Raw genomic sequence first — 11350 nt, forward strand, 5'->3', positions numbered from 1 at the left:
CCGCGAGAGGCCCGTGGGCAGGTCTTGTCAGTGCTCGCAGGTAGATTCGACTGGTGGCAACGCGCCGTCCGCACCCGGCCGCGTGCCACGCCGACCAACGACAGCAGGAGTGATTCGCGTGGATCGTTGAAGCTGCTGTTCGACAACCGCATCGTCATCAACAACCACCTCAAGCGCGCCCGCGGCGGGAAGATCTCCTTCACGCACCTCATCGGGTACGCGATGGTCCAGGCCCTCAAGGCCATGCCGGCCATGAACTACTCCTACGCGGAGAAGGACGGCAAGCCGGTCCTGGTCAAGCCGCCGCACATCAACCTCGGCCTCGCCATCGACCTGGTGAAGCCGAACGGTGAGCGCCAGCTGGTGGTCGCGGCCATCAAGAAGGCCGAGACGCTCGGCTTCTTCGAGTTCTGGCAGGCGTACGAGGACATCGTCCGCCGCGCCCGCAACAACAAGCTGACGATGGACGACTTCACCGGCGTCACCGTCTCGCTGACCAACCCCGGCGGACTGGGCACCGTCCACTCGGTGCCGCGCCTGATGCCCGGTCAGTCGCTCATCATGGGCGTCGGTTCGATGGACTACCCGGCCGAGTTCCAGGGCACCTCGCAGGACACCCTGAACAAGCTGGGCATCTCCAAGGTCATGACGCTGACCTCGACGTACGACCACCGGGTCATCCAGGGTGCCGCGTCGGGCGAGTTCCTCCGGATCGTCGCCAACCTCCTCCTGGGCGAGGACGGTTTCTACGACGACGTCTTCGAGTCGCTGCGCATCCCGTACGAGCCGGTCCGCTGGTTCAAGGACATCGACGCCTCGCACGACGACGACGTCACCAAGGCCGCCCGCGTCTTCGAGCTGATCCACTCCTACCGGGTCCGCGGCCATGTCATGGCCGACACCGACCCGCTGGAGTACCGCCAGCGCAAGCACCCCGACCTGGACATCACCGAGCACGGGCTGACGCTCTGGGACCTGGAGCGGGAGTTCGCGGTCGGCGGCTTCGGCGGCAAGTCCATGATGAAGCTGCGCGACATTCTGGGCGTGCTGCGCGACTCGTACTGCCGCACCACCGGCATCGAGTTCATGCACATCCAGGACCCCAAGCAGCGCAAGTGGATCCAGGACCGCGTCGAGCGCCCGCACTCCAAGCCGGAGCGCGAGGAGCAGCTGCGCATCCTGCGCCGGCTGAACGCCGCCGAGGCGTTCGAGACGTTCCTCCAGACCAAGTACGTCGGCCAGAAGCGGTTCTCGCTGGAAGGCGGCGAGTCGGTCATCCCGCTGCTGGACGCGGTCATCGACTCCGCGGCCGAGTCGCGCCTCGACGAGGTCGTCATCGGCATGGCCCACCGCGGCCGCCTCAACGTGCTCGCGAACATCGTCGGCAAGTCGTACGCGCAGATCTTCCGCGAGTTCGAGGGCAACCTCGACCCGAAGTCGATGCACGGCTCCGGCGACGTGAAGTACCACCTGGGCGCCGAGGGCACCTTCACCGGCCTGGACGGCGAGCAGATCAAGGTCTCGCTGGCCGCGAACCCCTCGCACCTGGAGGCGGTCGACCCGGTCCTGGAAGGCATCGTCCGCGCCAAGCAGGACATCATCAACAAGGGCGGCACGGACTTCACCGTCCTGCCCGTCGCCCTCCACGGTGACGCGGCCTTCGCCGGCCAGGGTGTCGTCGCCGAGACGCTCAACATGTCGCAGCTGCGCGGCTACCGCACCGGTGGCACGGTCCACATCGTCATCAACAACCAGGTCGGCTTCACCGCCGCCCCGGAGTCGTCGCGTTCGTCGATGTACGCGACCGACGTGGCCCGCATGATCGAGGCGCCGATCTTCCATGTGAACGGCGACGACCCGGAGGCGTGCGTCCGGGTGGCGCGCTTGGCCTTCGAGTTCCGCCAGACGTTCAACAAGGACGTGGTGATCGACCTCATCTGCTACCGCCGCCGCGGCCACAACGAGGGCGACAACCCGCAGTTCACCAACCCGCAGATGGTGAGCCTGATCGACAAGAAGCGCTCGGTGCGCAAGCTCTACACCGAGTCGCTGATCGGCCGTGGCGACATCACGCTGGAAGAGGCGGAGCAGGCGCTCCAGGACTTCCAGGGCCAGCTGGAGAAGGTGTTCACCGAGGTCCGCGAGGCCACCTCGCACCCGTCCCCGGCGCACAGCCCCGAGGCCCGGGCCGAGTTCCCGGTCGCCGTCACCACCGCGGTCTCCCAGGAGATCGTGAAGCGGATCGCCGAGTCCCAGGTCAACATCCCCGACCGCGTCAAGGTGCACCCGCGCCTGCTGCCGCAGCTCCAGCGCCGCGCCGCCTCGGTCGAGGACGGCACGATCGACTGGGGCATGGGCGAGACCCTGGCCATCGGTTCGCTGCTGATGGAGGGCACCCCGGTCCGGCTCGCCGGCCAGGACACCCGCCGCGGCACGTTCGGCCAGCGCCACGCGGTGCTGGTGGACCAGGAGACCGGCGAGGACTACACGCCGCTGCAGTACCTCTCCGAGGACCAGGCCCGCTACAACGTCTACGACTCGCTGCTGAGCGAGTACGCGGCGATGGGCTTCGAGTACGGCTACTCGCTGGCCCGCCCGGACGCCCTCGTCATGTGGGAGGCGCAGTTCGGTGACTTCGTCAACGGCGCGCAGACGGTCGTGGACGAGTTCATCTCCTCGGCCGAGCAGAAGTGGGGCCAGACCTCCGGCGTCACGCTGCTGCTGCCGCACGGCTACGAGGGCCAGGGCCCGGACCACTCCTCGGCCCGCCCGGAGCGCTTCCTCCAGCTGTGCGCCCAGAACAACATGACGGTCGCCATGCCGACCCTGCCGTCGAACTACTTCCACCTCCTGCGGTGGCAGGTGCACAACCCGCACCACAAGCCGCTGGTCGTGTTCACGCCGAAGTCGATGCTGCGCCTCAAGGCGGCCTCGTCGAAGGCGGAGGAGTTCACCACCGGCGGCTTCCGCCCGGTGATCGGCGACGAGTCGGTCGACGCCAACGCGGTCCGCAAGGTCGTCTTCTGCACCGGCAAGGTCTACTACGACCTGGACGCCGAGCGTAAGAAGCGGGGAGTGACGGACACGGCGATCATCCGGCTGGAGCGCCTGTACCCGCTGCCGGGTGCCGAGCTCCAGGCGCACATCGCCAAGTACCCGAACGCCGAGAAGTACATCTGGGCCCAGGAGGAGCCGGCGAACCAGGGTGCCTGGCCGTTCATCGCGCTCAACCTGATCGACCACCTCGACCTGGCGGTCGGCGCCGACCTGCCCCCGGCCGAGCGCCTGCGCCGCATCTCGCGGCCGCACAGCTCGTCCCCGGCGGTCGGCTCGGCCAAGCGCCACCAGGCCGAGCAGGTCCAGCTGGTCAACGAGGTCTTCGACGCCTGACCAGCGCCCGGCCTTGGAGGCGCCTGTACGCACGGCAGGGCCCGGCACTCGCGATCACCATCGCGGGGGCCGGGCCCTCCGGCGTACTACAACGGCCTAGTACGGCTGGGGTTCGAAGTCCCAGTACGGGCGGACGCCCTCGCGCATGTAGCGGGTCTGCGGATGGTCCTCGCCGCGCGCCTCGGCGAGCCGCCGCAGGGCGTCCGCCTCCAGCCGGTCCGCCTCCCGCATCTCCCCCGCCGCCCGCAGGTCCAGCGCCAGCCCGGCCTGGACGTTGACGGTCAGGACGTGGTCGCCGCCCACACGCCGGCGGGCCCGCTCCAGGGCGTCGCGGCCGAGCGCCACCGCGCCGGGCACGTCGCCGGTGGCCGCCCGTGTCCCCGCGGTGTTCATCGCGCAGCCGATGCTCCACAGGTGGCCCGGTCCGAGCGCCTGGTTCATCCGCTCCAGGGTCTGTTCCGCCAGTGAGCGCGCCGCCCGCCGCTCGCCGATGTCGCGCAGGATGAGGGCGCAGTTGTCGCGGGCCCCGATGGCGTACGGATGGGCGTCGCCGAGCTGGGTGACGTACAGCCGGGCGGTCGTCTCGGCGAGGTCGAGCGCCTCGTCGAGCTCGCCGGCGCCGCGCAGCAGCATCCCGTAGTCGGTGGCGACGAGGAGCGTCTCGGGGTGGTGGCGGCCGCGCCGGCGCACCAGCCGCTCGTGGACCGAGCGCATCAGGGCGCGGGCGGCGTCCAGCTCCCCTTCGCGCCGCAGGCACAGCGCCAGGTTGTGCTCGGCCTGGAGGCTCTGGGAGTGGTCGCGGTCGAGGACCTGTCGGTGCAGCCGGGTGTTCTGCTCCTGGATGGCGAGCGCCTCCGCGTACCGGCCGAGCAGGCGCAGCATCCAGGCGGTGTTGAGGGCGGAGAGGAGCGTGAGCGCGTTCTTGCCCCCGAGCACCGCGACCCGTGCCCGCAGGACCGCGCGGTGGTGGTCGAGGGATTCCTCGTAGCGGCCCTGGAGGCCGAGGGCGGTGGCGAGGTTGGTGCGCAGGCTCAGGGTGAGGGGCACGCGGTCGCCGAGGAGCCGGGCGGCGTCGCCGGCGGCCCGCTCGTACAGGTCGCCGGCCTCGTCGTACTTGGCGAGCGCCATCAGGGTGCCGCCCAGGCCGTTGAGCGCGCGCAGCGTCTCGATGCCGCTCTCGTCGGCTCCGGCGGCGGCCAGGCTCTTGAGGACGGCGCGGCCGGCGTCCTCGGCGTCCGCGTAACGGCCCATCCTGCGCAGCATGTTGGCGTACTGGTGGGCGGCGACGAGCACCATGCGGTCGGTGGGCCCGGAGGTGGCCCGCCAGTGCGCGAGCGCTTCCCGGCTGATCGCCCAGCCCTCGCGGTACTCGCCGCGCATGCGGAGGTACTCCACGCAGTTGAGGACGAGCCGCCGCACGTCCTCGTCCTCCGACTCCAGCGCGCCGGACGGCCGCAGGTGCGGGATCAGCTCGGCGTAGCGGGCCCAGTGCCGGGGCTGGGTCGGCTCGCGGGGATCGGCGGCCACCAGGACGCGGCAGGCGGTCCGGGAGGCGTTCTCGCGGTCCTCGGGCGGCAGGCTCTCGCGTACGAAACGGTGGAAGAGCCGGTGCATGCGCAGGGTGCCGACGGTGAGCGTGTCCGCCTGGGGCCCGGTCTCGTACTCCAGCCACATGGCGGTGGACTCCGAGAGGGTGCGCAGGGCGGAGTTCCAGCTGCTGGGCTCGGCGGCCATCCGGGCCAGGTGCGGCGGCAGGTCGGCGGAGCGCGCGGACTGCAGGAGCCGTACGGGGACGACGTCGGCCGAGAAGTAGGCGAGCAGTTTCAGCAGTTCATGGGCCTCGGGGGCGTCCTCGTGCAGGGTGTTGACGGCCATGGCCCACACGGCCTGGAAGGGCCGGGGCTCATCACCGTTGGCGAGGACGCCGAAGACGCTGGGGCTGCCGTCGCGGATCTCCGCCACGTACCGGCTCACCGGGATCGTCGGGTGGGCGTCCAGCCAGGCGGCCATCTGGTCGATGAGCAGCGGCAGGTCCTCCAGGGCCTCGGCGAGCCGGTCGGCCTCCCGCTCGGTGAGCCGGGCGGCGCGCCGGCAGGCGTAGGCGACGCTCTCCACACGGTCGAAGCAGGGGATTTTGAGCAGGTCGGCGCCATGGGCGGACCAGGCGGTGCGGTGGCTGGTGATCAGCACATGGCCGGGCCCGTCGGGCAGCAGGCCGGCGAGGCGTTCGTGGTCCTCGGCGCCGTCGAGGACCAGCAGCCAGCGTTTGCCGGTGGTCCGCAGGGCGGCGTGTACGGCGTCGATGAGCGGGCCGAGTTCGTCGCCGTCCCCGACGCGGAGGCGGCCGGCGAGGGCGGCGAGGTTCTCCCGGGCGGTGGTGCTGGTGGCGGCCCGTACCCACCAGACGATGTCGTACTCGCCCGCGTACCGGTGGGCGTACTCCATCGCGAGCTGTGTCTTGCCGACGCCGGCCGGCCCGTGCACGGCGACGATGGACGTGCCGTCGCTCCGCGCGGTCAGCATCGCGTGCAGCCGCTCCAGGGACTCGCGGCGGCCGGTGAAGCCGCGGTTGCGGCGGGGGACGTTCCACACGGGCGGCAGGTCGTCGGGGAACCGCAGCCTGCGGCCCAGCTCCACGCCGCCGCTCCTGGGCGCGGTGACACCGAACAGGCCGAGCAGCCGGCGCCTGGCCTCGTCGCGCCCCACCCCGCGCAGCTCCACGGGGTCCAGGGCCCGGACGGGCTCGGGCAGCGGGCGGGTGGTGACGCTCAGGGCGGCGAGCCGTCCCCGGTGCTCGGGCAGGACGGCGCGCAGGACGTCGACCCAGGCGCGGTAGCGTCCGGAGTCGAAGCGCAGGTACCAGTCGTCCAGCATGAGCAGGACGCAGCCGGGGGCGGCGAGCAGGTCGGTGAGGGCGGATCCCTCCGGCGGGCGGCGCAGCGGATCCCAGCGGACCAGGCGGGTGCCGAAGCCGGCGGTCCGGAGTTCCTCCTCGACCCACGCGGCCCAGCGTTCGCTCTGTCCGGCGAAGACCACCGTGATGTGCTCGGAGTCTTCGGTCATGCGGAGGTCTCCCTCACTGAAGAACTGAAAGAGTCAGGTTTCGCACACAAGCCATTCGATTGTGCGTCAGTTTCCTGTCAGTGAGGGCTGGTTCGCGAACAGTGACGAATGTCTTCCATCTCACACAGTCGGTTCGCCACATGCCGTACGAGGCGTTCCAGGTCGGCGCAGTAGACGCTGGGGTGCAGGAAGCCGGTGTGCGGGGCGTACCGGTGGGCGTAGTTGCCGCCGCCGCACACCCGTACCAGCGGGCACGCCCGGCACTCGGCGGCCAGGCCGCGCCGGCCGAGCTGGCGGGCGGCGATGCCGGGGTGGCGCAGCGCCCGGTCGAAGCTGTCGTGGAAGACGTCGAGTCCGGTGGCGGGGGCGCCGGGGTAGGCGGACTTGAGCGAGTCGACCTGCTCGATGGAGCCGTCCGTGTCGATGACCACCGCGGTCATCGGGGAGAGCCCCACGGACTCGGTGGCGCTGGGGGCGCCCAGCAGCAGCGTCAGGATCTCGCCGAAGATCCTGACCTTGGTGACCATCCGGTCGGCGTGCCACCACAGGTCGAACACCTCGGCGAGCCAGTCGCCGTACGGGGTCGGCCGGGGCCGTCTGCCGGGGTGCGCGTGCGGGACGGCGGGCGGCGGCGACGCCCAGTTGGCGTGCGGCAGGAGCAGGTCGATGGCGGGTGCGCCGAGCGCGACGAGGGAGGCGTACACCTCGGCCGGCGGGGCGGTGACGTCGACCGTGCACAGCACACCGGCGTACTGCTCGCCCCGCCTCGCGAGGATTCGCGCCGCGCGGGCGGCGGCCGGCCAGGAGGGGCGGCCCGCGTGGTCGGCGCGGCGGGCGTTGAGGGCCTCGGTACCGCCGTCGAGGCTGAGCCCCACCCGGATGTCCGCGGCGGCCAGCCGGTCCAGGGCGCGCTCGGTGAGGAGCGTGCCGTTGGTCTGGACGCAGACGCGCGCGGTGCAGTGGGCGGGCAGGGCGTCGCGGACCGTACGGGCGTACGTGAGGACCGGCTCGGGCCCGCCGAGCAGCGGTTCACCGCCGTGCAGGTCGATCCGGACCCGGTCGAGCCGGTGCGCGGCGGCGTGCTCGGCGACACGGCGGGCGGTCTGCCGCATGGTCCGGGCGTCCACCCGGACCGGCCGCTCGCGCCAGCTGCTGTCGGGGCCGCGGTAGATGTAGCAGTAGGCGCAGGCGAGGTTGCAGCGGCTGTGCACCTTCAGCACGAACTGCCGCAGCGGCACGGGGCGCAGGCCCGAGGTGTCCAACGACCGGTGCGGCCACAGGGGCGCGGTGGTGGCGCCGGTCATGGCGCGTCGTCGTAGTAGGCGACGACGGTCTCCCCGGCCCGCTCCCGCACCCCGGCCAGCACCGCGTCCAGCACGGGGTGCCCGGTCGCCCCGCCGCCTTGCGCGGCGAGCTCGGCGAGCGCGGGGAATTCGGGCAGCGGTATGTCACTCGTCACGCCGGTCCCGGTCATGCCTCACCGGCCTCGGACCGCGTCCGCGGCGGTTCGGCGGACGCGGCGCCGGGCCGCTGCCCGGGCGGGGCGTCGGGCAGGGCGCCGGGCCGTCCTCCGGGCAGCGCGTCCGGCGGTTCGGCGGGCCGGGCTTCGGGCGACGCTTCGGGGCGTTCGGCGGGCTGTTGCCCGGGCAGGGCGTCGGACCGTCCCACGGGCGGGGCGTCCGGCCGTTCGCCGGGCCGGGCTTCAGGCGACTCTCCGTGCCGTCCCCCGGGCGGCGCTTCGAGTCGTGCGATGTCCTGCCGGAGCTGCTGGGCGGCCGTGGAGCCGGCGGTGTCGTCGTCCTCCTCCAGCAGCCTCAGGGCCTTGCGGTACTCGGTGAGCGCGCGGGCGGGGCCCGCGGTCTCCTCCAGGCACCCGGCGCGTTTGCTCAGCGCCGTCGCGGCGAAGGCGGTGTCCCGCGTCGCCACCGCGTCCTCGGCCGCGCGGCGGTAGTGGGCGGCCGCCTCGGTCAGCCGTACGGTCGCGCCCGTCGCGCGGCTGAGCGCCACGGCCACGTCGCCGCGGATCAGCCAGGCGAGGGCCGAGATGTCGGGTACGTCGATGCCGCGCGCCCCGGCACCCAGTATCCAGTCGGCCTCGTGCAGGTCGGTGAGCGCGCCGCGCAGGCCGTAGCGCTGGAAGAGGGCCTGGCCGAGCTGGATACGGTACGTGGCAAGCTCGGCCGACGTCTCGGAGGCGGCGTCGACCGCCTCACGGAAGATGCGTACCGCCGTCTCCACGTCCTCCGCCGTGTTCGGCCGGCGCAGCAGCAGCGCGTTCCCGTACCGGGTGAGCAGCTGCCGGTGCTGGGGTGTGCCGGACGGGGAGAGCCGCATCGCCTCTTCGAGGATCGCGATGGTCTCGTCGACGGGTTCGCGCCCCCCTTCCGGCCGGGACAGCCGCAGCCGGACGCCCACGATGCGGTAGAGGCAGTTGGCCATGTCCTCCTCCCAGCCCGGCCAGCGGGGGAAGCGCTCGGCGGCCACCCGCGCCCGTGCGAGGGTGGACAGGACGCGTAGGAGGTTCTCGTCGTCGGCCTCCCAGCCGAATCCGGTGAGCTCGATGGCGGAGGCCGCCGCCATCCATCCCGTGAACACGCTTGCGGGCCCCGGCTGCCAGGCCGGCAGGGCTCCCGTCGGCGGCGCGGGCTCGTGCCGCACCTGCTCCTCCAGCCGGGGCAGCGCGTACAGCAGGTCGTCGCTCGCCTGGCGCGCCAACTGCCGCACGATGTCGGCGGAGACGGCGCGGCCGAGGCTGTGGTGGCGGGCGAGACGCTGGAACATCGCGCCCCGGAAGTAGCGCACGGTCTCGGCGGGGCCGGTCTCGTCCTGCGCGTCCAGTACCCCGATGGCGCGCACGAGCGTGGCGGTGAACCACTGCTCCGGCCCCTCGGGCGCGGGCCGGTGCAGCCGGACCGCCTGCTCGGCGAAGTCGACCGCCAGCTGCTGGAGTACGCGTACGTGGGCGACGGCCGCGTTGACGTCCGCCGCGCCCGCCGGGGCCGACAGCCGCTCCAGGCACTCGGCGGCGTACACGAGCAGCAGGAAGCGCAGCGCCTGCGGGTCGGTGTCACCGCCCTGGTGGCGGCGTGCCGCCTCCTCGCGGAAGCGGTCGGGCACCGCGTCGCTACCCGCCCCGGCGGCCTGGACCTGGCGCTCCATGTGGCGGAGCACCTGGGCCAGCGTTCCGTACGCGCCCGGCTGGTCGGGGACCGCCCGCTCGGCCGCCGCGAGCGCGTCGCGCAGGTCCTCGCCCAGGGCGCGGGCGCCCCAGCGTTCCAGCAGGGCGTGGGCCAGCTCGGCGTACAGGGCGGCCTGTTCGGCGCGGGCCGGTGCCACTCGCGCGGCGTCGGTCAGGAGCTGGACGCCCGCGTCGAGGTCCCGGGCGGTGCCCTGGGCGCGGAACCGCGCCAGGCTCTCGCGGGCCCGGGCGGCCAGGTCGGCGGGGTCGGCCGCGCCCGTGGTGGCCGGTGGCGGGGTCAGGAAGTGGCGCAGGACCTGGGTGGAGACCACCGCGAAGCGCCGCAGCCGCGGGTCGTCACCGGCCGCGCCCTGGGGCTCCACGGTGCCCGCGAGGTAGGCGGCGGCCATCGCGGGGAAGTTGCGCACCCCGGTGCCGAAACGCTGCTCCAGGTACTGCGAGCACTTCTTCAGTACGAGGTGGGCGTCGCCCGCGTCCTGGCGGGCCATCAGCTCTTCCCGTACGCCGGGCAGGAACTCGTAGGCGGGCTCGGTCACGTCGTCGCCCTCGTCGTCGGCGCGCCTGAGCAGCCCGCCGAGCAGTACCTCCGCGAGGACGTCGGGGCCGCTGCCGACCAGCATGGCGCGCTGGACGAGCTGCATCACCGGCAGCACCAGCGGCACCAGGGAGAGGTACTCGGCGAGCCGCACCGCGGACGGCGAGGCGTGGCGGCGGAAGGCCCGTACCCGGTCGGCGGCGGGCATGTCCCCCGGCGCTGCCGCGCCCGGCGGGGCGGGCGGCGGGCCGGCGCCGACCCATCCGGCGGCGCCCGGCAGCGACAACTGGCCGGTGGCCGACACGAGCCGGGCCCAGGTCTCCAGGGCGATCCGGTTGGGGGCCAGTACGGGAACGGGGGCGGCCCCGCGCGGCGGGCGCCCGCGCGTGCTGAACCGCAGGCGTCCCCCGGCCCCTTCGGGGCTGCGCAGCACCCCGGGCCAGGCCGGTAACCGGGCGTTGCGCCACATGCGCTGGGGCAGCGGCTGCACGACCGCGACGGGCGCGGTCGCCGCCCACCGGTACAGCAGCCGGTGCAGCTCGCCGTTGCGCCACATGGGGCCCGCGCAGTCGCTGAGCAGCAGGGTCAGCCGGCGTCCGGTGGGGTCGGCGAGCTGGGCGGGCGAGCGCAGCGGGGCGGCGGGCCTGGTGGGTGTGGTGGTGACGCCGGGGGTGCCGTCTGGGTGCTCGTGCAGATAGAGCACGCTCACGTCCCGGAAGGCACCGGCGCGTTCGCAGACGGTGCGCAGCTCGTCGAGCGTCTGGTGCCAGACGACGGTGGACGACGAGACGTCCATGAGGAGCTGTACGCGGGCCTCGCGGCGGCGTTCGCGGCGCAGCACCGGCACGGTGAGCCCGGTGTCGGCCGCCCGCTCGGCGGTGGCGCGTTCGTCCAGTACGCGGCGGGCGGGCGCGCGGGGCGCCTGGAACCGCTGCAACGGCCGTAACGCCCGTTGCAGGGCGAGCGGGTCCGGCAGGGTGGCCGCGGTGGGCACCCAGACGCGGGCGTCGCCGACGCCGTGGGCGCCGGGCGTGCCGGTGCGGCCCGGGGCGGACAGGATGCCAGTTCACGGGCCGGTTTGAACGCGGTGGAGATCAGCCAGAGGAAGGGGAAGGCGAGGAAGGCCAGGTACCCGAGGAGCGCGAGGTACTGGCCGGCCCGTG

At 73.1% G+C, this 11350-nt stretch carries 5 protein-coding genes and 1 pseudogene; 1 reads left to right on the forward strand and 5 read right to left on the reverse strand.

Annotated elements, in window-relative coordinates; translation table 11 throughout:
• Positions 1-30 precede the first annotated feature (30 nt).
• On the forward strand, positions 31-3390 hold the full coding sequence (locus QWM81_RS28705) for a multifunctional oxoglutarate decarboxylase/oxoglutarate dehydrogenase thiamine pyrophosphate-binding subunit/dihydrolipoyllysine-residue succinyltransferase subunit (RefSeq protein ID WP_290115407.1): 3360 nt from the start codon (positions 31-33) through the stop codon (positions 3388-3390).
• A 96-nt stretch (positions 3391-3486) separates the two neighbouring features.
• Here the strand turns inward: QWM81_RS28705 and fxsT are convergent, their stop codons facing one another.
• The 5 genes and pseudogenes from fxsT to QWM81_RS28730 all read right to left on the reverse strand — a co-directional run.
• Positions 3487-6453, reverse strand: coding sequence for an FxSxx-COOH system tetratricopeptide repeat protein (gene fxsT, locus QWM81_RS28710; RefSeq protein ID WP_290115409.1), 2967 nt, complete (start codon positions 6451-6453; stop codon positions 3487-3489).
• A 77-nt stretch (positions 6454-6530) separates the two neighbouring features.
• The gene (locus QWM81_RS28715) at positions 6531-7757 is read right to left on the reverse strand and encodes an FxsB family cyclophane-forming radical SAM/SPASM peptide maturase (protein WP_290115411.1); all 1227 of its coding nucleotides are present in this window, start codon (positions 7755-7757) and stop codon (positions 6531-6533) included.
• Entirely contained in the window at positions 7754-7912 is a 159-nt protein-coding gene (locus QWM81_RS28720) for a hypothetical protein (protein WP_290115412.1), read from the reverse strand. The genes QWM81_RS28715 and QWM81_RS28720 overlap by 4 nt, the downstream gene beginning before the upstream one ends.
• Positions 7913-7923: 11 nt before the next feature.
• The gene (locus QWM81_RS28725; protein WP_435372479.1) at positions 7924-11181 is read right to left on the reverse strand and encodes an SAV_2336 N-terminal domain-related protein; all 3258 of its coding nucleotides are present in this window, start codon (positions 11179-11181) and stop codon (positions 7924-7926) included.
• 32 nt (positions 11182-11213) lie between these two features.
• A pseudogene (locus QWM81_RS28730) lies at positions 11214-11350 on the reverse strand (carbohydrate ABC transporter permease); the annotation flags it as partial.

Origin of the sequence: Streptomyces ficellus, from assembly GCF_030406405.1 — a bacterium.
Lineage (GTDB): Bacteria > Actinomycetota > Actinomycetes > Streptomycetales > Streptomycetaceae > Streptomyces > Streptomyces ficellus_B.

Bases quoted from the DNA above. Each gene is read 5' to 3' on its own strand.
- fxsT (WP_290115409.1), bottom strand. From the start codon at position 6,453: ATGACCGAAGACTCCGAGCACATCACGGTGGTCTTCGCCGGACAGAGC.
- QWM81_RS28715 (WP_290115411.1), bottom strand. From the start codon at position 7,757: ATGACCGGCGCCACCACCGCGCCCCTGTGGCCGCACCGGTCGTTGGAC.